The sequence below is a fragment of the Propioniciclava sp. genome, assembly GCF_047602245.1.
Classification (GTDB): domain Bacteria; phylum Actinomycetota; class Actinomycetes; order Propionibacteriales; family Propionibacteriaceae; genus Propioniciclava.
In genome coordinates, this window is record NZ_JASGHT010000001.1 from 3,218,733 (window position 1) to 3,243,195 (window position 24,463).

Genomic DNA, 24,463 nt, shown 5'->3' on the forward strand with positions numbered 1-24,463 from the left:
AGCACACCGATGCGCGTGACGTTGATCGCCCACGGCCCCACTGAGGGAACCCGGCGTGGCACCTTCGGTGACGCCACCGACCTGCTCGTCCGCGCCCCGATTCCGCTGCGGCACGGCAAGGCGCTGCTCGTGGCCCCGGAACCCGCCTGCCTGCGGACGGCGTCCTTGCTGAGGGCCGGTGGCGAGGCGATGGCCCCCGAGGTGATCGACGGCCTGCGCGGCCCCGCCATGGGCGAGTGGACCGGGCTCGCGCTGGAGGATGCGCTCGCCCGGGACCCCGCGGGCGTGCAGGCGTGGCTCCAGGACCCGGCGATCCCTCCACCCGACGGCGAGTCCCTCGCCGACCACCTGGCCAGGATCGGTGCCGTGCTCGACTCCCATCCGTGGCCGGAGTCCGGCGCCGTCGTGGTGGCCACCCCGTTCACCGTGCGCGCAGCCTGCGCGCATGCACTCGACGCCGGCCCACGGGCGCTCCGCCATCTCGACATCGCGCCCGGCACGCACGCTCGCATCACCCGCCACGCGGGCATGTGGCGCCTGGCGGCGGTCACTCCGCCCCGGTACTGCTCCACCCCGGACGCGCGGGAGGACGCATGAAGGCAGACATGTGGGACCACCGTCCGGTTCCGCCACTCGACCACCCGAAGGAAGGCGCGATGGAATCGCCACAGTATGAGTACCTGACGGACGGGTCGGCGATCTACGCCGAGTCGTTCCGGATCATCCGGGCCGAGTCGGATCTCAGCCGGTTCCCCGACGACGTGTCCAAGGTGGCGGTGCGGATGATCCATGCCGCAGCGCAGACCAATCTCACCGATGACATCGCCTGGTCGCCCGGCGTGGTGCGGTCCTGCCGTGCGGCCTTGCTCGCGGGCGCGCCGATCCTGTGCGACTCCACCATGGTCGCCACCGGCATCATCCGCTCACGGCTGCCGCGCGACAACGAGGTGATCTGCCACCTCAGCGATCCGCGGCTGGCCGACCTGGCCCGCGAACTAGGCACCACCAAGACGGCCGCGGCGGTGGAACTGTGGCGTGAGCGCCTCGACGGAGCCGTGATCGCCATCGGCAACGCGCCCACCTCGCTGTTCCGCCTGCTCGAGGTCGTCCGCGACACCGGGATCAAACCCGCCGGCGTCATCGGCATTCCGGTCGGGTTCGTGGGGGCGCCGGAGTCCAAGCAGGCGCTCGCCGAGAACCCCTACGGCCTGGATTACTTGACGGTGCTCGGACGCCGCGGCGGCTCGGCGATCGCGGTGGCCGCGGTCAACGCGATCGCTTCAACGGCGGAGACCACGAACGAGGCGCGCACCTCCTAGTCGCACCGCTCACCTCCGCGACGAGCGCGAGCTGGGGCCCAGCGCGCGTTGGGCCCTGTCTGGGGCCAGGGACACTCGGGGCACGACGGCCCCGAAGGCTACGTTGCGGTCTGACGACGAAGGAGCGCGCCGTGAGACCCACAACGAAGCCGGACGCGGGCGTCAGCCTGCTGGAGGTCGTCGGGATGACGATCCTGGCCGCGATCCTCGCCGGCGGGCTGTTCGCCGTGGTCGCGCCGGGCCTCGTCCGCGACCAGTTCGGCGCAGCCGCCTGCGCGATCCTGAACAGGGGCGATTGCGCCGAGGGCTCGGGGGCGTCCTCGGCGCCCCACGAGATGACGCCCTACGAGCGCGCGACGTCGGGCAGCGCCTGGTTCGGCGGTGACTCGTTCGCCTCGGGCGAGGGTCTGCCCACCTATGAGGAGGGCACCAACGTCACCGGCTTCAACTGGAAGAACCCGCTCACCTGGTGGCCGACGAACTGGGACGACGAACGCAATATGTGCCACCGGTCGGGCACGTCCTATCAGGCACAAGTGTTCGAGACGCTCCGGTCGAAGGGTGCCTTCGGCGGTCAGTCCTACCGCTCAGAGGCGTGCTCGGGCAGCACGGTGCCGAACATCTATTCCGACAACCAGCAGGGGAACGCGGGAGAAGGCCCGCAGATGTACGAGCAGCCCACGACCGCGGACGAGACCGGTCCGTTCACGAACATTCCCCAGGACGCGTCGCTGATCACCTTGTCGATGGGCGGCAACGACATCGGGTTCGCCGACGTGCTGCAGAACTGCGTCACGGCCGGGATCGTCGGATCCGGCTGCGGGGACACCGGTGCCCTCCAGAAGCGGATCGACCAGGTGTACGGCACCAACGGCAGCCCGGGCACGCTGGAGCAGCAGTTGGCCAAGGTCAAGAGCGAGCACCCGGACGCCCGGATCATCCTGATGGGCTATCCGCAGTTGTTCTCCGAGGCCTCCTTGTACTTACGCGACAGCAATGGCGACCTGATCATGGCCCCGGCCAGCCCTTATGGCGGGGGTGGCCCGATCATGACCTGGAACGGCTCGGGAATGGACATCGACGACCAGAAATGGGCCAACATGATGGCTGGCCGGATCAACACCTCTGGCCAGCAGATGGCCGAACGGCTCGGCATCGAATGGATCGATCCCACCAGCGCCTTCGTCGGCCCGGGCTACGATCACCGGATCGGCTCGGACGATCCCTGGATCAACGGCCTGAGCGCAGGCAGCAACAGTGGTGATTTCACCCTGAACAACGGTTCCTTCCACCCCAACCAGGGTGGGCATGACGCGATGGCTGGCCTGCTGCTGCAGCAGATCCAGGAGGGGCCGCGATGAGCGGCCGGCCCACGTATGCTCGAGGAGTCCGGCGTCCCTTCGATGCGGCAGGAGTGCCCGTGCGCAGATGTGTCCTGAGGCCCCTGATCCTCGCCGCGCTCGGGACGGTCCTGATGTCCACGCTGGTCGCCTGCGCACCGGGATCCTCTCCGCGAGCGGATCCGACGCCGAGCCACTCCTCGACGGTGAGCCTCGACCTCGCCCCGGATGCCCCGCACACCGCAGCGCAGGCGCAGGCCAGCGCGGACGCCGTCATGCTCGGCGCCGACGAGATCCCCGACGGTCCCTGGACGAAGGACGGCCCGGTCGCCACCGACGACTTCCGCCAGTGGGTCTGCGGGGTCGACACCGAACCGAATCCGCCGGTGATGTCGTTCGTCGCGCGCTGGCTGAGCCCCGAGCACGGCCGGATGCTGTTCCAGAGCGTCCGGCCGATCGGTGCCACCCGGGCGGAGCAGCTGATCACCGCGCTGGACGCCGCCGTGCGGGCATGCCAGCAGGATCGGCGCGTCAAGGGTGAGGCCGTCTACACCTACGACATCACCCGCCTGCCGGTTTCCTCAGCTCATGCGGTGGCCTATCGGCAGCGCCAGACCACCGGGGCGGTCGCGGTCACCGATGTCGATCTGGTCTATTTCGTCGAGCGTGATTCCCTGGTGGTGTTTACCGTCTTCAGTGACCGGACGCCCGCCGGTCCGGACGTCCTCGACGGTCTCGTCGCCGCCGTGCGGGCCAAGCGGTGATGTCGTGAGGATGCGTCGTGCCCTCTCAGGCCTGGTGATGCTGTCGCTCCTGGTGTGGGTGAGCGGGTGCGGCCGCGATCCCGGGGCGCACGCGCGCGACCCGGAGGTCGAGGCGCTCCGAGCCGATGCCGTTCGGGCCTCCCAGCAGGTGCTCGCGCCGTTCCTCGGATTGGGCACCGTGGTGGGTAGCAGGGTCGGCGACTGGTGCGATGCCGGCCAGGACGGGCCGATCTGGAAGGACAAGGCGGCGTTGCGGTGCTCCTACGAGACGCACACGCTGGTGCTGCCCGCGCACGCCTCGCTCGATGAGGCCACCGAAGCGGCGGTCGCGGCCTTCGAACGGAACGGTTGCCAGGTGAGCCGCCGGCCCGCAGAGGCGAGGGACTACGGCCTGGAGCATCAAGGCAGTTCCGGCATCGTCAGCGGACGGTGCGGTCACGTCACGGTCAGCTTGACGGCTTTCGTGGACGCCCGGCAGGTGGCGGGCCTGAATGAGTTCACCCCTTTCCCGTCGACCGGTTTCTGGGTGGAGCGGACGGCGTTCACCGACGATGCGCTCGCCACGGTGGGCACGCCACCATTCGTGTGGGCGATCAAGACGTCGATCGAATACCTGAACGTGCCGCGCTGACTCGCGCGCCGTCGGTATCCGGGTTCACTGACCGGAATTCAGTTCAGTTTGGCGAACGCCCCTTCCGGTGGCGCCGCTGAGAACGGTAGCCTCCCTGGCAGGCACCTGCGGACGGAACGTGAAAGTCAGCGATGACTTTTGGGGGCAGCCCCCCCCGGAAAAGCGAGGGCCGATCACGAAATGTCACCCCCGACCTTTCGAATGATGAGAGGAAACACGATGAACCTCAGCGCTGTTGCGCGAACCAAGGACACCCAGGACGTATTTTGGGTGGGATCCGATGGCACCATCTGCACCTCCAGTTGGAGCAGGGGATGGCCCTGGAGCGGACGGAAGTCGCTCGGCGGCAAATTTGTGCCCGGCAGCGTCGTCTGCGCGGTGACGCGCACGCCGGACTCGATGGATGTGTTCGCCATCGACAAGGCCGGTTTCGTCCTCAACTGCTGGTGGACCCAGTCGGGAGGCTGGCAGTCCACCGGCGACAGATACCAGACCGTGGGCAGGAGCTTCGCTGCCGGGGCTCCCATGGCGGCGATCGGCCGCAAGCCCGATCATCTCGACCTCTTCGCCAGCGGTACCGACGGTCGCGTCTACACCGCCACCTGGGGTGGAGGCAAGTCTTGGTCCAGCCATGAAGTCGGGAACGCTTGGCGCCCGATCAGCCCGCACATGCTGGCGAGTGCTCCGGTGACGGTGGTCTCGCGTGCCCCCGAGAACCTCGACCTGTACGTCACCGGGCCTGATGGGCGCGTCTACACCTCATGGTGGTCCGAGGGTCAGGACTGGACGGGAATTCAGGGCGGCTGGCTTAGCCTCGGCGGCAAATTCGCCCCGGGAACCCCCATCACCGCGATCAGCAGGGACCCCGGCAGCGTCGATCTGTTCGCTACCGCTGAGGACGGCAAGGTCTACACGAATCAGTGGACGGTGACCGAGGACTGGTACAGCAGAAGGAACAGCGACAAGTGGCTGGAGATCGGCGGTGCGTTCGCGCCGAAGACGAAGCTCACGGTCGTCGCCCGCACCCCCGACAAGCTTGACCTGCTGGCCGCCGACCCCGCCGGATGCGTTTACCAGAACTGGTGGGCGAAGGATGTGGGGTGGTACAGCACCAACGAGGCAGGAAAGTGGATTCCCGTCGGGGGCGTCTTCGCTCCCAATGCGCCGATCACGGCCACGACGCGTGGCTACGAGCACATTGACGTGTTCTACCCTGACGCCGATGGGCGGATCTACAACGCATGGTGGATGCCCGACCACGGGTGGAGCAGCCGTGGCCACGGCACCTGGACCGACATCACCAGCGGACCGGGCGTGCAGATCCCCACCGTGACTCCACCGCCCCCGGCACCGCCGGCCCCGCCCGCCCCGCCGAAGGTGCCTGCTCCGCGGAAGAAGACCGCGAGGGTGCTTGCCACCACCCTGACCGTCGACGACGCCCAGGAACGCGGTTTCTTCAGCAATGGCGACGAACCGTACGTCATCATGCTGGGGTTCCGGTCGCGGTGGGGAACGCCGGGCAGCACGAGGGTGTTCTGGCCCGGAGTCCTGCAGGATCTGGGGCGTCTCAAGTCCGGCAAGAGTGCGGCGATCCCCGAGAGGATCGGGGCGCTGACCTTCGAGGGCATCGAGTCCCTGAGCGCCGCCCACGTGGCGGCCGGCATGAACCCCGAGGTGTTCGGTGCCTTCGTCATGGTGATGGAGAGCGACAACTCGTCTTGGGGAAACATCCGCTCGCGGATCGACCAGTCGGCGGCCGACCTCTCCAAGCGTCTGGTGGAGGTGGTGGAGAAGAAGAAGGTGGTCCCCAACCGTGCGGCGCCGACCGACAAGCTCACCGCCGAGATCTACACGTCGATCGGCAAGGCGTTCAGTGATATCCAGGCCGGCTTCAACGGCTCGGTCTGGAACAAGATGACGAACTGGCTTTCGGGCTTCGGTGATCCTGACGACTGCATCGGCTCGTACAGCGTGATCCAGATCGGCGTGGATGCGCAGCTGGGCAGGTCCATGGGCAATAGCTACACGAAGAAGTGGACCAGCTACTACCACGGGCGCAGGCAGACCGTCGATGTGATCGGCAACGGCGCGCGCTATCGCCTGGGGCTCAAGGTCGAGTAGTCCAGGGCCCTGCGACGAGACGACGCGCCCGGCGCCGTGGCATCAGCCGCGGTGCCGGGCGCGTCACCGTGGGAGCCCCCGGAGGCTCAGACGAGCGCGGCCCGGTCGGCGGCGACGGCCTCGTGGTAGCGATCGATCACCACCGACGCCAGCGCCTCGCACGGGCCGATCACCGGCGCCAGCCGCACCTCGGCGTCCGGATGCGCCGCGCACCACGCCGACGCCTCATCGCGTGCCCAGTTCTCGAGCAGTCCCGGGAACAGGTAGTGCGGCGACACGACGATCTTGCGCGCGCCGGTCGAGTAAGCCAGCGACAGCCCTTCGGACAAGGTGGGATGAGTCACCTGGATGAACGCGTCGGTGACGAAGGCATAGCCGCCCTCCTCCCACAGCATCCGGCCCAGGCGGGTGTGGTCGGCGTTGGCGTCCGCCACCGAGCAGCCACGGCCCAGGAACACCACCGCGACCTCGCCCGGCGTCCAATCACCGAGCACACCGGCGATCCGTTCGCGGACGACCGCGCGCAGCCGCGGATCGGGGCCCAGATGCTCGCCACGCACGACACGTGCGCCGTCCCCGATCGCCTCGATCGCCTCGGGAATGTCATCGCGCACATGCCCGCCGGCGCCCAGCATCAGCGGCACCATCACGATCGGGCGTTCCGCGTCGGCCAGACCGGACAGGGCCGGTAGCAGCAGTGGCTCGGTGAGTTCGACGAACCCGTCGCGGACCTCGACGCCGGGCAGCATCGAGGCCACCTGGGCGGTGAGGGCACGCGCGGCCTGCTGGCCCTCGGGAAGGCGGGTGCCGTGCGCGGCGATGAGCAGGGCGGGCGGACGGGTCATGACGGATCTCCTGTCTGGGTGAGGCGGGACTCCATCCACTGGTAGTCCCGTGGGGTGACCATGAAGGTCTGGCCTTCGCCGGTCGGCGCCATGAAGGTCGTGGAGCTGCCGACGAGGACGATCGAATGCATGTCGACCCAGTCGGGGTCGAACTCGGCCAGGGGCGCGACGCGCGAGGTCTCCTCGGGGCGAGAGGCGTCCCGGACGACCGCGACCGGCGTGCCCGGCGGGCCGGTGCTCGCCGAGGATCTCCAGCGCGCGCGGCAGGTGCATGGTGCGTTTGCGACTGCGCGGGTTGTATAGCGCCACCACGAAGTCGCCCTGGGCGGCGGCGTGCAGCCGCTTCTCGATCACCGGCCACGGTGTGTGCAGATCGGACAGTGAGAGAGTGACGTGGTCGTGCCCGAGCGCCGCGCCCAGGATCGCCGAGGCGGCGAGCTCGGCGGTCACGCCGGGCACCACCTCGACGTCGAGGCCTTCGGTGCCCTGCTCGAGGGCGGGGGAGGCCATCGCGTAGATCGCCGGATCGCCGCCAGCCACCAGCGCCACGTGCCGGCCCTTGCGGGCCTCCTCGATGGCCAGGCCGGTGCGCGCCTCCTCGGTGCCCATGCCCGTCGCCGAGATCTCGGTGCCGGGCCGCAGCACGCTACGGATCTGCGCCACGTAGGGCCGGTAGCCGACCACCATGGACGCCTCGCGCAGCACCTTGCGGGCACGCGGGGTGAGCAGGTCGTCGGCGCCGGGCCCGAGCCCGACCACCGACAGCTTGCCCCGCGGCGTGAGCCGTCCGATCGCGCAGGTGGCGTCGGGGTTCTTGCGCTTTTCGACCACCAGCTGCGCGCCGTGGGCGAGCACGGACGCCTCGGCGACGCTCGGCGTCCCGACCGCCTTGGCGGGGTAGGCCGACGGGTTGGGCACGTCCTGGGTGGCGAGTACCTCGGCCGGATAGGTGGTGAACGGGACGCCGAACCGTTCGGCGAGCGCGATGATGGCAGCCTCGTCGGCCTTGGCGTCCACGCTCACGATCGCCGCGACGGACGCCGGCGCCAGCCCGGCCTCGGCCAGGGTCTGCTCGGCCAGCGCCGCCACCGCCTCGGTGGGCGCGTTGCGGTTGCTGCCGACGCCGAGCACCAGCGACTTCGGGTGCAGCACGACGGTCGGGATGTCGGTGGGCACCTCGGTACGGTCGGAGACCAGGATCCGGGCGGCGGGGGCCCCGAGCGGCGGCAGCACGCTGACGTGGGTGCCGCGGCGTTCCAGCCGGTCCACGCCGGGCTCGCGCACATTGAGCGGCAGTGCCGGCAGCCACCAGGGATGCTCGCGGACGAGTTCGACGTGCGCGCCGTCGAGCAGCGCGCGGGTCACCTTGGCCAGCGCGCCCGAGGTGGCCCAGCCGAGGGTGTCCAGACCGGGGACGCCGAGGGCGTCGGTCGCGGTGGTCAGCACCGCGGTGGCCTCCAGACCCTCGGCGATCCGCCGGGCCAGCTCGTTGGCGCCGCCGACATGCCCGCCGACCAGCGGCACGCAGAACCGGCCCGCCTCGTCGACGACGACCACGCCCGGGTCGGTCTTCTTGTCGGCCAGCAGCGGCGCGATCAGCCGGGTGGTGGCGCCGAGCGCGAGATGGCTGACGATCAGGTCGCAGGCCGCCCAGGCTTCGGCGAGATGCTCGCCGGCCGGGCCGTCGAAGCGCCGGGTCGGGCCTACGATCCCGTCGATCACATCGGCGTGGGTGCGGGCGGCGTCCGAATTGGTGAGTTGTCCGATGATCACGCGAGATCCTCTCGGGGGCCGCCGGCGAGCGGGTGCTGCTCGCCGAGCGCGGCCGGGTCGTCGGGGTGGTGGGCGAGCACGAGCACCACGTGCGGTTGGGCGGGAACGATCGCGCGCGCCTCGTCCTCGGTGAGCACGCGGACGCGCTCGTCGGATTCGCCGAGGCGTTCGGCCAGCACGTAGCTGCGGCCCAGGCCCGCGGTGGCCTCGACGATCTGCGGCAGCCCGGTGCGCGGGTCGGTGAGCAGGCCCACCTTGGGGTGGGCCCGGCAGGCGGCCAGCGACGGTGCCGGGTCGTTGCCGTGCGCCGACACCAGCAGGGCGTCGTCCCAGGGCAGGGCGACGGCGGCGAAGGCGGCCTGCAGTGAACCCACCTCGGGCACCACCCGCAGCGCCAGCCCGGCGGCGCGCAGGCGGCGGACGACACCGTAGAACAGCGGGTCACCCGAGGCGACGACGACCACATCGGCACCTTCCGGAAGGGCGCGGATCGCCTCGATCGCCGGGTCGATCCGGCCCAGCACCACGCGGCGCTCCTCGGGCACGGCGAGCGCGTCGAGGTGGCGGCGTCCGCCGACGACGAGCGTGGCGGAGGCGGCGGCGTCCACCAATGCCGGGCGCGGCGAGCCGAGATAGCCGAAGACGGTGATCATGCGCGGGCTCCCTTCTCGCGGAGTGCGCGGGCGGCGTCCGGCTCGGCGGCGCGGTACTCGTGCCGGAACCCGGGGTGGTACAGGTGGCTGCGCTTGACCACCGGGGCCTCGGCGAGTGCGGGGCCGACCAGGATCACGGTGTGCTTCCAGAACTTGTGGTCCTTCATGGTGGACGACAGCTCGTCCAGGCGGCAGCGCAGCAGCACCTCGTCGGCCCAGCTCACCTTGTGCCCGATGATCACCGGCGTCTCGGGCGGGTAGCCGCCGGCCAGCAGCTCCTCCTGCAGCGCCCGGTTGCGGGCCGCCGACAGGTAGAGCGCCATCGTGGTCCCGTGACGCGCGAACTCGCGGACGCGCTCCCGCGGCGGCATCGGCGTCCGGCCGCCCTCGAGACGGGTGAGCACCAGCGACTGGGCCACCTCGGGCAGGGTGATCTCGACCTCGGCCGCGGACGCCGCCGCCGAGAACGCCGACACGCCGGGGATCGACTGGAACGGAATCCCGATCCGGCGGCACACGTCGCGCTGCTCGGCGGTCGCACCGTAGATTGCCGGATCGCCGGTGTGCACCCGGGCCACCAGCAGATCCTCATCGCGGGCGCGCTCGTACAGCGGGGTGATGTCTTCCAGCGACGCGGAGGCCGAGTCGACCAGCAGCGCGCCGGGCTTGTGCCCGGCGACGATGTCGGGGGAGACCAGCGAGGACGCCCAGATGATGATGTCGGCCTGCGCGATCGCGCGGGCGCCGCGCAGCGTGATCAAATCGGGCGCGCCGGGGCCCGCGCCGACGAAGACGACCAGCCCGCCGGGGTAGTCGCCGCTCACAGCCGCCCCCCGATCCGGCCACGGTCGGCCGGGAACAGCACGGCCGCGAAGTAGGGCAGCGCCTCCACCTCTGACAGCGGCAGGATCTGCTCCTCGGCCGTGCCGACGTTGACGCCGACCACAGCGTCCGAGTCGGTCGCCGTCGCATACTCCTTCAGGGCGGCACAGTGCCGTCCGGGCTTGTAGACCGCGACCGTGTCCACCACCTGCGCCACCTCGGCGAGACGGTCGGTGCCCTTCTTCAACGGCACCAGCGCCAGCACCTCGTCGCCCTCGACCAGCGGGCTACGGGACGCCGCCGCGAGGGCCTGCATCGCGGTCACGCCCGGGATCACCTCGACCTCTACGTCGGGATGGACGCCGAGCACTGCCGCGGCCAGGTAGCTGAAGGTCGAGTACACGCTGGGATCGCCGATGGTGGCGAAGGCGACCACGCGGGCGCCGGCGTTGAAGGCGTCCGAGGCGGCCTGCGCTGAGGCGTCCCAGGCTTCGCGGCGGCGCGCGGTGACGCCCGAGGCGTCCGCCATCGAGAACGGGATGCGCACGATCCGCGCCGACGGTGCGACCGCGGTGACGATCTCCTCGGCGCGCCCAGGCCGGGCTTCGCGGCCGTCGCGGGCCGCGCGCGACTCGGTGGCGGGCACCAGCACGACATCGGCCTCGGCCAGGACGCGGGCGGCTTTGATGGTGACGAGGTCGGGATCGCCGGGGCCAACCCCGACGCCGACCAGGCGCGACGAACTCACGTGGTTCCTCAGTTCACTCGACCGATAGGTGTACCTGCGTACCGGACGAGTGTCTGGCTCCCACGCTGCTGCGTGGTCACAGTGGCGGGACCGCCCCGGAATCGCCCAGTCAGGGCTCACCGGTATTCCTCGACTCCGATCGCCCGTCCAGTCTCCCACACACGGGCGGTGCGGGAGACCGGTTCGGCGCAGATCGAAGGCGCGTCCGGATCAGTGCGGCTGGTCGAGCAGCTGGTGCAGGTAGGCGCCGTAACCGGACTTCAGCAGGGCATCGCCACGCTGGCGCAGCTCGTCGTCGCTGAGGAATCCCTGGCGCCAGGCGACCTCTTCGGGGCAGCCGACTTGGAGTCCTTGACGGGCCTGGATGGTGCGCACGAAGTTGCTGGCGTCGTTAAGTGAATCGAACGTTCCGGTGTCGAGCCACGCAGTGCCGCGGGGAAGCACCTCGACCTGGAGCTTGCCCTGCTCCAGATAGGTGCGGTTCACGTCGGTGATCTCGTATTCGCCGCGCGGAGATGGGGCCAGGTTCGCGGCGATATCCACCACCTGCTCGTCGTAGAAGTACAAGCCAGGCACCGCATAGTTCGACCGCGGCTTGAGTGGCTTTTCCTCGATGGAGATCGCCACATTGTTTTCGTCGAACTCGACCACGCCGTAGGCCGACGGCTCGGCGACCCAGTAGGCGAACACCGCCGCACCGTCGAGCTCGGAGAACTTGCGCAGCTGCCGGCCCAGGCCCGAGCCGTAGAAGATGTTGTCGCCCAGCACCAGCGCGCACTTGTGGCCGCGGGCGAAGTCGGCGCCGATCGTGAAGGCCTGCGCGAGCCCCTTCGGCTCGGGCTGGGTCGCGTACGACAGCGAGATGCCGAACTGCGACCCGTCACCCAGGAGGCGTTCGAAACCCTCGGCGTCGTGCGGGGTGGTGATCACGAGAATGTCGCGGATTCCCGCGAACATCAGCGTCGATAGCGGGTAATAGATCATCGGCTTGTCGTATACCGAGACGAGCTGCTTCGAGGTCGCCTGGGTGATCGGATGCAGTCGGGTACCGGAGCCGCCGGCAAGGATGATTCCACGCATGGGGGACATTGTTGCGCAATCGGGCCGCAAAGCGCGCATCCGTCCGCGAGCGCGTGCAAAGCGCACATCGCTCCCCAGGCGCCCACGCGCGTGGAGCATGTCGGGCGCTGACGCCGAAGCACGTTAGGCTAACCGCCGTGGCTGTGTATGTAGTGACCGGGGGAGCCGGCTTCATTGGTAGTAATTTCGTTCGTTGGGTCGTGTCCAACACCGATCACCGTGTGGTGGTGCTGGACAAACTGACCTATGCAGGGCACAAGGCCTCGCTGGCCGGGTTGCCCGAGAATCGGGTCTCGCTCGTGGTGGGCGACGTCTGCGACGCCGAGCTGGTCGACAAGCTGGTGGCGGACGCCGACGTGGTGGTCCACTTCGCGGCGGAGTCGCACAACGACAACTCGCTGAACGACCCGTGGCCGTTCGTGTCGACCAACCTGATCGGCACCTACACGCTGCTGGAGGCGGTCCGCCGCCACGGCAAGCGCTATCACCACATCTCGACCGACGAGGTGTACGGCGATCTCGAGCTCGACGATCCGGAGCGGTTCAGCGAGTCCACGCCCTACAACCCGTCCTCGCCATATTCCTCGACCAAGGCGGGCTCCGACCTGCTGGTGCGCGCCTGGGTGCGCAGCTTCGGCGTCCAGGCGACGCTGAGCAACTGCTCCAATAACTACGGGCCCTACCAGCACGTGGAGAAGTTCATCCCGCGCCAGATCACCAACCTGATCGACGGAATCCGGCCCAAGCTGTACGGCGCCGGCCTGAACGTGCGCGATTGGATCCACGTCGACGACCACAATGCGGCCGTCGAGACGATCATCACCAAGGGCGCGATCGGCGAGACCTATCTGATCGGCGCCGACGGCGAGCAGAACAACAAGTCCGTCGTCGAGCTGATCCTCACCCTGATGGGGCACCAGGCCGACGACTACGAGCACGTCAACGACCGCCCGGGTCACGACCTGCGCTACGCGATCGACGCCAGCAAGCTGCGCGAGGAACTCGGCTGGACGCCGCAGTACACCTCTTTCCGCGACGGCCTGGCCGCGACGATCGACTGGTACCGCGCCAACGAGGACTGGTGGCGCCCGATGAAGGCCGCGACCGAGGCCAAGTACGCGAAGACGGGGCAGTGATCCGTGGCTGAACTGAACGTGACCACCACCCCGATCCCGGGCCTGCTGGTCTTCGACCTGCCGCTGCACGGGGATTCCCGCGGCTGGTTCAAGGAGAACTGGCAGCGCGCCAAGATGCTGGAGCTGGGCCTACCCGACTTCGGCCCGGTGCAGAACAACATGTCCTACAACGAGGAGGCCGGGGTCACCCGCGGCCTGCACGCCGAGCCGTGGGACAAGCTGATCGCACTCGCCACCGGCCGCATCCTCGGCGCCTGGGTCGACTTGCGCCCCGGCGACACCTTCGGCACCAGCTTCACCCTGGAGATGGGCCCCGACAAGGCCGTCTTCGTGCCGCGCGGGGTCGCCAACGGCTACCAGGCGCTGGAGCCGCGGACCACCTACTCTTACCTGGTCAACGACCACTGGTCGCCGCAGGCGAGGGCGTCCTACACCTACCTCAACCTGGCCGATGAGACGGTGGCGATCGACTGGCCGATCCCGCTGGATCAGGCGATCGTCTCGGCGGCCGATCAGGCGCACCCGCGGCTGGCCGACGTGACGCCGATGGCGCCGCGCCGCACCGTGATCATCGGTGCCGCCGGCCAGCTGGGCCGCGCGCTGCAGCGGGTCTTCCCCGAGGCCGAGGCGGTCGATGTGGGCGAGCTCGACATCACCAGCGCGGACGCCGTGCGCGCCTACGACTGGCAGGGTGTCGGCACCGTGATCAACGCTGCGGCCTGGACCGCGGTGGACGCCGCCGAGACCGACGAGGGACGCCGCGGCGCTTGGGCGGTCAACGTGCACGCCGTCGCGCACCTGGTGGAGGCCTGCCGTGCGCACCGGATGACCCTGGTGCATGTGTCCAGCGACTACGTGTTCGACGGCACCGCCCGCGAGCACAGCGAGACCGAGGCGTTCAGCCCGCTCGGCGTCTACGGCGTCACCAAGGCGGCCGGCGACGCGCTGGTGTCGACGCTGGCCGACCACTACCTGGTCCGCACCAGCTGGGTGATCGGCGAGGGCAACAACTTTGTCCGCACCATGGCGAACCTGGCGGCCAAGGGCGTCAAGCCCTCCGTGGTGGACGACCAGTTCGGCCGGCTCACCTTCACCCAGGATCTTGCCGCCGGCATCGTGCACCTGCTGTCGACGCGTCCGCCGTCGGGCACCTACAACCTGACGAACACCGGGCCGATCCAGTCCTGGTTCGAGATCGCGCGCGACGTCTACCAGAGCGTCGGTGCGGATCCCTCCGATGTGAGCCCGCAGTCGACCGCCGACTACGCCGCGGGCAAGCAGATCTCGCCGCGCCCGACCAACAGCGCGCTGACGCTGGACAAGCTGACCGCGACAGGTTTCACCCCGCGGGAGGCCTCCGAGGCGCTGCGCGCCTACCTGGCCGGCTGATCCGGGGCGTCCGTGGCGATCGAAATGGACGCCGCAGCGTTCGAGCAGCTCGTCACGGACGCCCTCGATGAGGTTCCGGGCGAGCTGCTCGACCTGCTGGACAACTGCGCCATCGTCGTCGCCGACGACGCACCAGCCGACGACCCCGACCTGCTCGGGTTGTACGAGGGCATCCCGCTCACCGAACGGGACGGCTCCTACGCGGGCGTGCTGCCCGACACGATCACCATCTTCCGCAACCCGACGCTGGCGATCTGCGACACCGCCGACGACGTCGTGGAGGAGGTGCTGATCACCGTGGTGCACGAGATCGCGCACTTCTTCGGCATCGACGACGACCGCCTGCACGAACTCGGCTGGGCGTGACGGCGTCCTGCTAAGTTCGGGCCCATGGCGCGACAGATCACCCTCAAGGACGTGGCCGCTCACGCGGGCGTGTCGCGCACGACGGCCTCGAGTGCGCTGTCCGGCGGCGGGCGGGTGTCCTCGGAGACCCGCGAGAGGGTGCACCGGGCGATGCGCGAACTCGGCTACGTCTACCATCGCGGCGCGGCCTCGCTGCGCACCCAGCAGACCCGCACCATCGGCATCGTGGTCACCCACATCGCCAGCCCGTTCTGGGGCGAACTGCTGGTCGGGCTGGAGGCCGCCTTCGCCGAAGCGGGCTATCTGTCGGTGATCGTGGCGAGCGGCAACGATCCGGTGCGCCAGGATGCCCTGGTGTCCGAGTTGCGCGAGCAGCGGATCGCCGGGCTGGCGATGGGGCCAGCCACCGGCACGCCGGCACGCCTGGTGGAACAGCTGAACGGCGCCGCGATCCCGCACGTGATGATGACCCGGCGCATCGAGGGCGCGCCGACCTGGTTCGTCGGGCCCGACGATGTCGAGGGCGGACGCCTCGCCGGCCAGCACCTGGCCGGGCACGGCTGCCGTTCCTTCGCCTATGTCGGAGGTCCGGCCGAGATGCGCGCCCGCGCCCACCGCGCCCGCGGCGTCCGTGATGCGCTGGCCGGCCACGGCCTCGACCCGGACGCGATGATCAGCATTCCCGCCGCCACCACCGGCGACGGCGGTCTGTGGGCGGGCGAGCGGCTGCTGGAACGAGGCGACCTGCCGGAGGCCATCGTCTGCCACAGCGACACGGTCGCCTTCGGTGTCTACCGGGCGCTGCGGGCCCGTGGGCGCGCGGACGGCGTCCGGATCGTCGGCTACGACGACGTGAGCATGGCGGCGTTGTGGGAGCCTCCGCTCACCACCGTCGCGACCCGTCCAGAACTGCTGGGGCGCCAGTCTGCCGCCTTGCTGCTGGACATCCTGGATGAGGGCGGGCCGGGTGGGCGCACGCGGGACGCTGAGGGGTTCATCGCCCAGGGCGATGGTCTGAGCTGGCTGCGGCGTCCGGAACTGCGCATCCGCCAGTCCTGCGGGTGCCCCGCCGCACCCTGACCCATCTCGCTTGGGCGCTTGACACCTGTGCGCTGGAGATGACAGCCTCAGATCGCTTGAGGGATCGATTCCGCAATGATGACTAGGGAGTTCCGGCACATCTACGCCTGAGTGCGGGATCGATTCTGCAATCCGATCGATCGCATCCTCCGGCGACCAGATCCCACGCGGGCGGGGCACCCCAACTCGCCCCGCACCCCATCGTCACTCGACCACGAGAAGGAGTAAGAGTGAAGGAACGGTTCAAGAAGGGTATTCAGACCTTCGGCCGGTCACTGCTGCTGCCCATTGCGGTGCTGGCTCCCGTCGGCATGATCATGGGTCTGGCCAACGCGCTGACCCAGAGCTACCTCATCGACAAGGCCGCCTGGCTCGGCAACCCGGTGCTCCAGGAAGTCCTGATGAGCCTGCAGAAGATCGCCCAGGTGGTCTTCGACAACATCCCGCTGCTCTTCGCCATGGGTGTGGCCTACGGCATGTGCAAGCGTGACAAGGGCATTGCCGTGTTCGCGTCCACCATCGGCTACCTGACCATGCAGATGGTGATGAACGTCTACCTGAACGTCACCGGCACGCTGATCAAGGATCCCGAACTGATGCGCGCGGCCGGCCAGGGCCTGGTGCTCGGCGTCCAGACCGTGAAGCTCGAAGCCGCCGGCGGCATCATCGCCGGCCTGCTCGCCGCCTACTGTTGCGACAAGTGGGGCGCGATCCAGCTGCCGCTGGCCTTCGCGTTCTTCGGTGGCAAGAAGTTCGTCGCCATCGCCACCTTCCTGCTGATGATCCCGATCGGCTTCGTGATCCCGGTGGTGTGGGGCTGGTTCACCCAGTTCCTGATCTTCATCTCACCGATCTTCATGAACGACATCTTCGGGGTCGGGTTGTACTGGACGGCACACCGGCTCTGTATTCCGTTCGGCCTGCACCATGTGCTGGCCTCCATCGTCCGCTTCACCGAGGCCGGCGGCATCTACATCATCAACGACCAGCCGTTCGTGGGCATCCTGCCGGCCGCCAACGAGGTGCTGTTCAACCAGGGGCCGGGCACGCAGGCCTGGGACGAGCACGGTCCCAAGCTGTTCGGCTACCTCGCCTCGGGCCAGATGCTGACCACGTTGTTCCGCATTCCGGCCATCGGTCTGGCGATGTACCACACCGCCTTCAAGGAGAACAAGCAGATCGCGAAGGCCGCCATCCTCACCGTCGTGCTGACCGCCTTCCTGGGCAACATCACCGAGCCGATCGAGTTCTCGTTCCTGTTCATCGCCCCGGGCCTGTTCATCCTGTACGCGGTGCTCTGCGGCATCATGGCGCTGCCGCTGCAGTTCCTCGACATCACCATCGGCTACATCCGTGGCACCATCTTCGACTTCGGCATCTTCGGGTTCCTCTACGACGACACCAACTGGCTGAACCTGGTGCTGCTGGGCCTGGTCAACTCGGTGGTCTTCTACTTCGTGTTCCGCTTCGTGATCACCAAGTGGAAGCTGGAGACCCTGGGCCGGGAGAAGGCGATGGGCGACCGTACCCTGCTGATGGAGAAGCGCTACGACGAGATCGCCGAACTGGTCATCGCCGGCCTGGGCGGCAAGGAGAACATCAAGAACGTCGACAACTGCGTCTCGCGGCTGCGCGTCGACATCGTCTCCAACGACGCCGTCGACCGGGATGCGCTCAAGGACACCGGCACCAGCGGATTGTTCTTCCCACAAGCGGGGCACATCCACATCGTGTTCGGTCCCTACGTCGAGTTCGTCCGCAATGCGGTGGACGCCGCGATGAAGAAGTAGGTGCCTGATGGCACTCACCGATTCGAGCAGCAAGACCCTCGACGACCACGGCATCGGCCGGCTGCTGTCGCGCGAGGTCAAGCTGCAGACCTGGCTGGACGTCGAGGCCGCGCTCGCGGTGGCGCAGGCCGAGTGCGGGGTGATCCCGCCCGAGGCGGCCGAGAATATCAAGGCCAACGCCAAGTACGAGAACCTGGATCTGGACCTGATGGACGAGATCTACCGCAAGGTGGGGCACGGGTTCGTGCCCTTCGTGAAGGTGTTCGTCAAGGCGTGCGACCCCGAGGCCGGCAAATACATCCACTTCGGCAGCACCACGCAGAACATCCAGCAGAGCTCGCAGAGCATCATCCTCAAGCAGGTGAACCGGACCTTCCTCGACCTGACCGGGCAGATCCTGCTCAACCTCGCCGACCTGGCCGAGACCCACGCCGACAGTGTGATGGCCGGGCGCACGCACGGCAAGCACGCTATCCCGATCACCTACGGGTACAAGGTCGCCACCTGGATCTCTGAGATCCGGATGAGCGTCGAGCGGCTGCAGCAGCTGGAGCCGCGCGTCTTCACCATCATGATGGGCGGCGCGGTCGGGGCGTTCAACTCGACCGGAGCGGTCGGTCTCGACGTGCAACGCCGCGTCGGGGAGATCCTCGGCATGCACGTGATGGACATTCCCTCGCGGGCGATCAACTCGCCCAAGGTGGAGTACATCAACGCGCTGGCCCTGCTGGCGAACAACTTCCACAAGGTGGCCGAAGAGGTCTTCCAGACCTCCATCGAGGAGTTCGGGGAGGTGTCGGAGGGATTCAAGAAGGGGACCGTGGGCAGTTCCACGATGCCGCACAAGATCAACCCCAAGCTGGCGAAGGGCATCATCGCCAACGCGCAGAAGCTGTACTCGCTGACTACGGTCGGGTATTTCTCCAGCGCGCGGCCCTTCGAGGCCGACAGCACCTCCAACATGCTGTTCGACGGCATTCTGGACGAGGCGGTCGGGTTGATGCGCGAGGTGATCATCCGGATGGTCGAGCTCTCCGCGACGCTCCAGGTCAACGCCGAGCGGCTGGCGGTCAACGCCAACCTCAACCACGGCATCGACAACAGCGAGTACATCATGATGAAGCTCGCCGAGCGGCTGGGCAAGGACCAGGCGCACGAGCTCGTCTACGAGCTGGCGATCGACGCGACCCTCAACAACCGCCGGTACTCCGAGGTGCTGCTGGCCGACGAGGTGGTCAATTCCGCCTTCGACACCGCCGAGGTCGCCGAGTTGCTCAAACCCGAGAACTACACCGGGCTGTCGGCGCGGATCGCGCGCGAGACCGCCCACTCGGTTCGCGAGGCCTACGCGGGCTGAGCGGCGGCGTCCGTTCTCCATCACCACCACACATCACGTAGAAAACAGTTAGGAAGTGACATCCGATGGCGTTCAAGTTGTTCGGAAAGAAGGAAGCCCCGAGCCTGCTCACGGTGGCCGACGGTGAGGTCATCGCCGTCGACGACGTGTCCGATCCGGTCTTCTCCAGCAAGAGCATGGGTGACGGGTTCGCCGTGCGCCCGAGCGCGGGCACGGTGGTTTCGCCGGTCACCGGCAAGATCGTGAGCGTGTTCCCGACCAAGCACGCGATCATCCTGCGCAGCAACGACGGCCTGGACATGCTCATCCACATGGGCATCGACACGGTCGCGCTCAAGGGCGAGGGCTTCGACGTCCAGGTCGCCAAGGGCGACGAGGTCACCGCCGGCCAGGTGCTGGCCACCATGGATCTCGGCTACGTCGTCGAGCAGGGCAAGGAGACCACCATCATCGTCCTGATCACCAACCTGGAGGGCAAGCGCCTCAAGCTCACCACCGGAAGCGCGACGGCCGGAGCGCCGGTGCTCGTGCTCAAGTAGGCCGATCCACTCAACAAGGCCCTGTGATCAGGCCGGCGTCCATGACAGGCGCCGGCCTGATCCGTCCGCGCGGCTGATTCGCCGGTGCCTGACAGGTCCGGACGTGCCCGGGCGCTTTTGTATTTCACTAGAATCAAGTCGCCGACGCCGGTCGTGCCACCAACGAGGGAAGGAACGGGATCCGCCGCATGAACGAGTTGTTTTCTCCGCGGGCCGTCAGGCAGCGCTGGCTGGACGTGGAGGCGGCGCTGGCCCAGGCCGAGGCCGCGTGCGGGATGGTGCCGGACGCCGCGGCGTCCGCGATCACCGCAGCCGCGCGGCTGGACGCGCTGGATTACGACCAGATCATGGCCGGGGAGCGGGCGGCCGGGCACGTGATGGTGCCGGTGGTGTCGGCGCTCGCGGACGCGGCCGGGCCCGAACACGGCGGGTGGGTGCATTGGGGCGCCACCACCCAGAACATCCAGCAGACCGGCAACACGGTGGGCCTCGGTGAGGCGCACCGGCGCCTGGTCGGGCAGCTGGAGCGGGTGCTGCTCGTGCTCGCCGATCTTGCGGAGCGTCACGCCCGGACGCCGATGGCGGGCCGTACCCACGGACAGCACGCCGTGCCGATCACCTTCGGCTACAAGGCGGCGGTGTGGGCGGATGTGCTGGCCCGGCACCTGGAGCGGATGCGCCAGGCCGAGCCGCGCCTGCTCGTGGCGCTCGTCGGTGGCGCCGCCGGCACGTTCGCCACCTTCGGCGCGGACGGCCCGGCGATCCAGGACGGTGTCGCGTCGCGGTTGGGGCTGGGCTCGATGCCGATCCCGTCCCGCGCGATCGCCGACCATTTCGCCGAATGGATCGGCATCCTGGGCCTGATCGCTGCGACCGCGCAGAGCATCGCCGAAGAGGTGATCCGCCTGATGTCGTCCGAATTCGGCGAGGTGGCCGAATCGCTGCCGCCGGGTGATGTGGGCAGTTCGACCATGCCGCAGAAGCGCAACGCGAAGGGCTCGATGGACATCGTGTCCGCCGCCATCGAGGCGCGCGGGCTGGTGCCGGTGGCGCTGGAGGCGACCATTCACGCCCACGAGGTGGACGGATCGCGCTCGGCGGTGATGGATCGCGCGCTGGAACGTTCCGCGGTGCTGCTCGACGGCATCCTGACCCGGTTGGAAGGAGTGCTGAGCGGACTGCGGATCAATCAGGAGCGGATGGCCGCCAACCTCGGCCTGACCGGCGGAATGATCACCGCGGAGGCCGTGATGATGCGCCTGGCCGCCGTCCTCGGCCGCCAGGAGGCACACACTGTGGTGCACCATGCTGCCAAGCACGCGGCCCTCGACGGCGTCGATTTCGCGGACGCCCTCCGCGAGGTTCCGCTGATCGTCGACAACCTCACGCCCACCGAGATCGACGACCTGCTCGACCCCCTGGGTCACCTCGGTTTGAGTGCTGAGTTGGCGACCCAGACGGCCGGCCGCGTCCGAGCCCTGGTCTCCGCAGACTGACGGCCGCTTTCCGCTTGTCGGTGTCAGGGCGGTAAGGCCCTTCGATTCACTATCCTGACGCGGAGATGACGCCGACACAGGAGTCGGTGCTCTGGGGAGGAAGACCATGAAGACACGAGGTTTCGCCGTGCTCGCCGCGTCCGCAGCGCTGGTGCTGGCAGGATGCTCGTCAGCCCCGGCACCGGAGCCAGCACGCCCAGCACGCCCAGTGCCTCCGCGGTGACCTGCGGACCCGACCACAAGGTCAGCCTGTACCTGGCCCGGCATGGCAAGACGATGCTGAACACCGTCGACCTCTCCCAGGGATGGATCGATGCGCCGCTGACCCCGGTCGGCATCGAGGGCGCCGAGGCGCTCGGCCGCGGCATCAAGGACGTCCCTTTCGACGCCGCCTACTCCAGCGACTCAGGCCGCGCGATCGAGACCGCCGGGCTCGTGCTGACCGAGGCCGGTCAGTCCGGCCTGATCGCGAAGCTGGTCCAGGACAAGCGCCTGCGCGAATACAACTTCGGCACGTTCGAGGGCAAGCCGAACGACGAGATGGTCAAGGAGGCCCTCGACGCTCTCGGTACGCCGGTCGACATGACCACCAACTACGCCGACGTGATCAAGCCGATCGCCGATCAGCTGGCCAAGCTGGACGCCGCGAAGGTCGAGCCGGGCGTCAACTGGCCCGCCGAAACCTACGATGCCGTCGCGACCCGCGCCAAGGAGGGCCTCGACAGCATCGCCGCCGATGCCGCGAAGAAGTGCCAGTCCAACGTGCTGATCGTCTCCCACGGCATGACGATCACGACCATCGCCGCCGAACTGGGCGCCAAGGACAAGATCCCCGCGGGTGGTCCCAAGAACTCCTCGGTCACGCTGCTCAGCTACAGCGGCGGCAACTTCACCGTGGAGTCCTTCGGCGACACCTCCTACCTGGAAAAGGGCCAGAACAAGTAGGAAGGTTTGTCGGACGCGTTTGGGGGAGTTGGCCCGGCCAGGCCGCCCGGGCGAGCAACCTCGACCCTTGCTGTTGCGCACGATATGAACCGTTGCCTACGAAATATCGTGCGCAACGGTGCATTTCGTAGGCGCGAGTGAACCGGGCGCCTCGCCGAGTGAGGAGGCGACTGGCGTCGGCCAGACCGCGGTCGGCGGGCACGAAGCGCCCGGTGCAGGGACGTCCGGCCGCCGGTCGTGCATCGGTGCTGTCGCTCGGCGAAGACGTGAGAAGGATCGGGATGGTAGTCCAGCCCGGTTGTTCTCATATCCCCGGATTCTGGGGCCTCTGTGATGGAGTGAGGATGAAGTGAGAAGGATCGGGCTGGTACTCACGCCCGATTCTTCTCCTTTGTGGTGTTGAGACGCGCCACGAGCGCGGGACCGAGCGGCCGACCGCGCGCCAGGAACGCCCCACGGAATTACTGGCCGCGCGCCAAGAGCGCGCGACGGAATTACTGGCCGCGCGCCAAGAGCGCGCGACGGGACTACTGGCCGCGCGCCAAGAGCGCGCGACGGGACTACTGGCCGCGCGCCAAGAGCGCGCGGACCTGTGCGCCGACGCCTGCCTCGTGGTTGCCGCCGATCACCGGGAACCGGGCGCGCAGGGAAGGGTGGGCGTTCGCCATCGCGAAGGGACGTCCGGCGTAGTCGAGCATCTCGGTGTCGTTGGGCATGTCGCCGAAGGCGGCGACCTCGGACGCCTCGATGCCGCGGTCGGCGCACAGCCGGGCGAGGGTGACGGCCTTGGTGACCCCGGCCGCCGAGATCTCCAGCAGCGCGCGGCGTCCGCCCACCACCGAATGGGTGACGACCGCGCGACCGCCGATGACGGCGCGGGCACGCTCGAGGAGGGCGTCCGCGTCGGCGTCCGGGTGTGAGGCGAGGAACTTCAGCACGGTGCGCTCCTGGGCGAGCAGGCGTGGCAGCGGCCCGCGGTCGGTGACCGCCTCCTCCTGAGCGCGGGTGCGCGAGGTGTCGGGCGGATGGCCCAGCCAGGCGTCCTCGCAGGCGAACCCGGTGCCCTCTTCGAGAGCGAAGACCAACTCCGGCACGGCGGAGCGCAACTCGTCGGCGAGGCAGGCCACCAGCGTCCGCTCCAGCGGCGCGGCCTGCTCGATGCGCCGGCGCCGCAGATCCCACACCGCGGCGCCGTTGCTCACGATCACCAGCGGCCGGACGTCCGCGATCGCCTCCAGTGGCGTCAGCCAGCGCAGCGGGCGCCCGGTCGCGATCACGATGGTCACCCCGGCCTGGGACGCCTCGCGTAGCGCGTCGGCGTCCGCTTCGGCGATCCGGCCCGAAGGGTCGAGCAGGGTGCCGTCGAGGTCGCTGGCGATCAGCCGGACACTCATAGCCGGCTGTTCGGGGTCGGCGAGGCCGCGGACGCCGAGGCGGACGCGCCCGGTGACTCCGGCGAGGCGGACGCCGGCGACGGAGAGCCCGAACCGGGGGAGGGCGAGCCGGACTCCGGCGACGGCGACCCCGAACCCGGCGAGGCGGATTCGGGCGGCGGCGATCCGGAGCCCGAGGTCGGAACCGGGGGTGGCGGCGAGGTGGGCGGTGCCGCCTGGAAGATCAGGATGGCGATCAGAATCGCCAGCGCCATCAGCAGCAACATGATCAACCAGGAGGCGAGGATGGAGGGCCACCCGGACCGGTCGTGCCGCCCCGGCCACGGCAGCGGCCATTGGCGGGCGGTGCCGGGCGCGATCTTGTCGATCCACGGCAGCCGGTAGTCGGGGCCTGACGGGGTGCCCTGCTGGGGCAGCCAGGCCAGGTCGACCTCGGACAGGATCCGGGCCGCCTCCTGGTTGGCCGCCGGGCTGCCGTCGTAGGCGAGCGCCACCCAGGGCGCCTCGGGCGTCGCATCGGGGGCGGGCGGTTGGTCGCCGGGCGGGGCGAACTTGCCGGCCAGGCGTCCGGAATCCTGGCCGCGTCCGCCGCGGGCCAGCACGGTGTCGATGTGCAACTTGTTCACGGTGCCGGCGAACCGGTCGCAGGCGGCGGCGTCCGCGCTCGCGCCCTCGCTCAGCATCAGCAGCATCACCGTCGGCCCGCCCTCGGCGTGCGCGGTGTAGGCGACCCCGGACGGCGAGGCGCCCAGGCGGGCGTCCAGCCAAAAGCCGCCGACCCGCGGCGGGTCGACGCCCAGCAGCGGGAACAGGGGATTGGCGGGTTCGGTCATCGCCGCCCATTGTGCCTCATCGCCGCGCGGGACCCTGGGGGG

At 69.0% G+C, this 24,463-nt stretch carries 22 protein-coding genes and 1 riboswitch; of the genes, 15 read left to right on the forward strand and 7 right to left on the reverse strand.

The window, feature by feature from the left end; all coding sequences use genetic code 11:
* Window positions 1-9 precede the first annotated feature (9 nt).
* From QM708_RS15210 to QM708_RS15235, 6 genes are all read left to right on the forward strand, one after another.
* Window positions 10-597, forward strand: coding sequence for a histidine phosphatase family protein (locus tag QM708_RS15210; protein WP_415110414.1), 588 nt, complete (start codon window positions 10-12; stop codon window positions 595-597).
* Between the two features lie 59 nt (window positions 598-656).
* A complete protein-coding gene (locus QM708_RS15215; protein ID WP_415110417.1) occupies window positions 657-1,319 on the forward strand; it encodes a precorrin-8X methylmutase in 663 nt (220 codons plus the stop codon).
* A gap of 131 nt (window positions 1,320-1,450) precedes the next feature.
* Window positions 1,451-2,680 carry an SGNH/GDSL hydrolase family protein gene (locus QM708_RS15220; RefSeq protein ID WP_415110420.1) on the forward strand — a complete coding sequence of 410 codons (1,230 nt, stop codon included), beginning with the start codon at window positions 1,451-1,453 and terminating at the stop codon, window positions 2,678-2,680.
* A gap of 59 nt (window positions 2,681-2,739) precedes the next feature.
* Window positions 2,740-3,423: a hypothetical protein gene (locus QM708_RS15225; protein WP_415110423.1), complete on the forward strand. Its 684-nt coding sequence runs from the start codon at window positions 2,740-2,742 to the stop codon at window positions 3,421-3,423.
* A 10-nt stretch (window positions 3,424-3,433) separates the two neighbouring features.
* The gene (locus QM708_RS15230) at window positions 3,434-4,054 is read left to right on the forward strand and encodes a hypothetical protein (RefSeq protein ID WP_415110426.1); all 621 of its coding nucleotides are present in this window, start codon (window positions 3,434-3,436) and stop codon (window positions 4,052-4,054) included.
* A gap of 399 nt (window positions 4,055-4,453) precedes the next feature.
* A complete protein-coding gene (locus QM708_RS15235) occupies window positions 4,454-6,175 on the forward strand; it encodes a hypothetical protein (protein ID WP_415110429.1) in 1,722 nt (573 codons plus the stop codon).
* 86 nt (window positions 6,176-6,261) lie between these two features.
* Here the strand turns inward: QM708_RS15235 and QM708_RS15240 are convergent, their stop codons facing one another.
* The 5 genes from QM708_RS15240 to rfbA form a co-directional block, all read right to left on the reverse strand.
* Window positions 6,262-8,793: a cobalamin biosynthesis protein gene (locus QM708_RS15240; RefSeq protein WP_415110432.1), complete on the reverse strand. Its 2,532-nt coding sequence runs from the start codon at window positions 8,791-8,793 to the stop codon at window positions 6,262-6,264.
* The gene (gene cbiE / locus QM708_RS15245; protein WP_415110435.1) at window positions 8,790-9,446 is read right to left on the reverse strand and encodes a precorrin-6y C5,15-methyltransferase (decarboxylating) subunit CbiE; all 657 of its coding nucleotides are present in this window, start codon (window positions 9,444-9,446) and stop codon (window positions 8,790-8,792) included. The genes QM708_RS15240 and cbiE overlap by 4 nt, the downstream gene beginning before the upstream one ends.
* Complete coding sequence (gene cobM, locus QM708_RS15250; RefSeq protein ID WP_415110438.1) at window positions 9,443-10,270, reverse strand: precorrin-4 C(11)-methyltransferase; 828 nt, start codon at window positions 10,268-10,270, stop codon at window positions 9,443-9,445. The genes cbiE and cobM overlap by 4 nt, the downstream gene beginning before the upstream one ends.
* Window positions 10,267-11,016 carry a precorrin-2 C(20)-methyltransferase gene (cobI, locus tag QM708_RS15255; protein ID WP_415110441.1) on the reverse strand — a complete coding sequence of 250 codons (750 nt, stop codon included), beginning with the start codon at window positions 11,014-11,016 and terminating at the stop codon, window positions 10,267-10,269. Before cobI ends, cobM begins: the two co-directional genes overlap by 4 nt.
* 26 nt (window positions 11,017-11,042) lie before the next feature.
* Window positions 11,043-11,182, reverse strand: a riboswitch (cobalamin riboswitch).
* 44 nt (window positions 11,183-11,226) lie between these two features.
* Window positions 11,227-12,096 carry a glucose-1-phosphate thymidylyltransferase RfbA gene (gene rfbA / locus QM708_RS15260; protein ID WP_415110444.1) on the reverse strand — a complete coding sequence of 290 codons (870 nt, stop codon included), beginning with the start codon at window positions 12,094-12,096 and terminating at the stop codon, window positions 11,227-11,229.
* 137 nt (window positions 12,097-12,233) lie between these two features.
* On the opposite strand from rfbA, the gene rfbB reads away from it, so the two are divergent.
* The 9 genes from rfbB (at window position 12,234) to QM708_RS15305 (ending at window position 22,194) form a co-directional block, all read left to right on the forward strand.
* Window positions 12,234-13,232 carry a dTDP-glucose 4,6-dehydratase gene (gene rfbB, locus QM708_RS15265; RefSeq protein WP_415110447.1) on the forward strand — a complete coding sequence of 333 codons (999 nt, stop codon included), beginning with the start codon at window positions 12,234-12,236 and terminating at the stop codon, window positions 13,230-13,232.
* Between the two features lie 3 nt (window positions 13,233-13,235).
* Complete coding sequence (locus tag QM708_RS15270; RefSeq protein WP_415110450.1) at window positions 13,236-14,621, forward strand: sugar nucleotide-binding protein; 1,386 nt, start codon at window positions 13,236-13,238, stop codon at window positions 14,619-14,621.
* A gap of 24 nt (window positions 14,622-14,645) precedes the next feature.
* Entirely contained in the window at window positions 14,646-14,987 is a 342-nt protein-coding gene (locus QM708_RS15275) for a metallopeptidase family protein (protein ID WP_415110453.1), read from the forward strand.
* Window positions 14,988-15,011: 24 nt separating this feature from the next.
* The gene (locus tag QM708_RS15280; RefSeq protein WP_415110456.1) at window positions 15,012-16,067 is read left to right on the forward strand and encodes a LacI family DNA-binding transcriptional regulator; all 1,056 of its coding nucleotides are present in this window, start codon (window positions 15,012-15,014) and stop codon (window positions 16,065-16,067) included.
* A gap of 230 nt (window positions 16,068-16,297) precedes the next feature.
* Window positions 16,298-17,857: a PTS transporter subunit EIIC gene (locus QM708_RS15285; RefSeq protein WP_415110458.1), complete on the forward strand. Its 1,560-nt coding sequence runs from the start codon at window positions 16,298-16,300 to the stop codon at window positions 17,855-17,857.
* 7 nt (window positions 17,858-17,864) lie between these two features.
* Window positions 17,865-19,214 (forward strand): adenylosuccinate lyase family protein, encoded by a 1,350-nt coding sequence (locus tag QM708_RS15290; protein WP_415110461.1) that lies wholly within the window; start codon window positions 17,865-17,867, stop codon window positions 19,212-19,214.
* 65 nt (window positions 19,215-19,279) lie between these two features.
* A complete protein-coding gene (locus tag QM708_RS15295) occupies window positions 19,280-19,753 on the forward strand; it encodes a PTS sugar transporter subunit IIA (RefSeq protein WP_415110464.1) in 474 nt (157 codons plus the stop codon).
* 188 nt (window positions 19,754-19,941) lie between these two features.
* Entirely contained in the window at window positions 19,942-21,249 is a 1,308-nt protein-coding gene (locus tag QM708_RS15300; protein ID WP_415110467.1) for an adenylosuccinate lyase family protein, read from the forward strand.
* Between the two features lie 162 nt (window positions 21,250-21,411).
* Window positions 21,412-22,194: a histidine phosphatase family protein gene (locus QM708_RS15305; protein WP_415110470.1), complete on the forward strand. Its 783-nt coding sequence runs from the start codon at window positions 21,412-21,414 to the stop codon at window positions 22,192-22,194.
* 560 nt (window positions 22,195-22,754) lie between these two features.
* Here the strand turns inward: QM708_RS15305 and QM708_RS15310 are convergent.
* Window positions 22,755-23,588 carry an HAD hydrolase family protein gene (locus QM708_RS15310; RefSeq protein ID WP_415110473.1) on the reverse strand — a complete coding sequence of 278 codons (834 nt, stop codon included), beginning with the start codon at window positions 23,586-23,588 and terminating at the stop codon, window positions 22,755-22,757.
* Complete coding sequence (locus QM708_RS15315) at window positions 23,585-24,421, reverse strand: hypothetical protein (protein WP_415110476.1); 837 nt, start codon at window positions 24,419-24,421, stop codon at window positions 23,585-23,587. The genes QM708_RS15310 and QM708_RS15315 overlap by 4 nt, the downstream gene beginning before the upstream one ends.
* Window positions 24,422-24,463 lie beyond the last annotated feature (42 nt).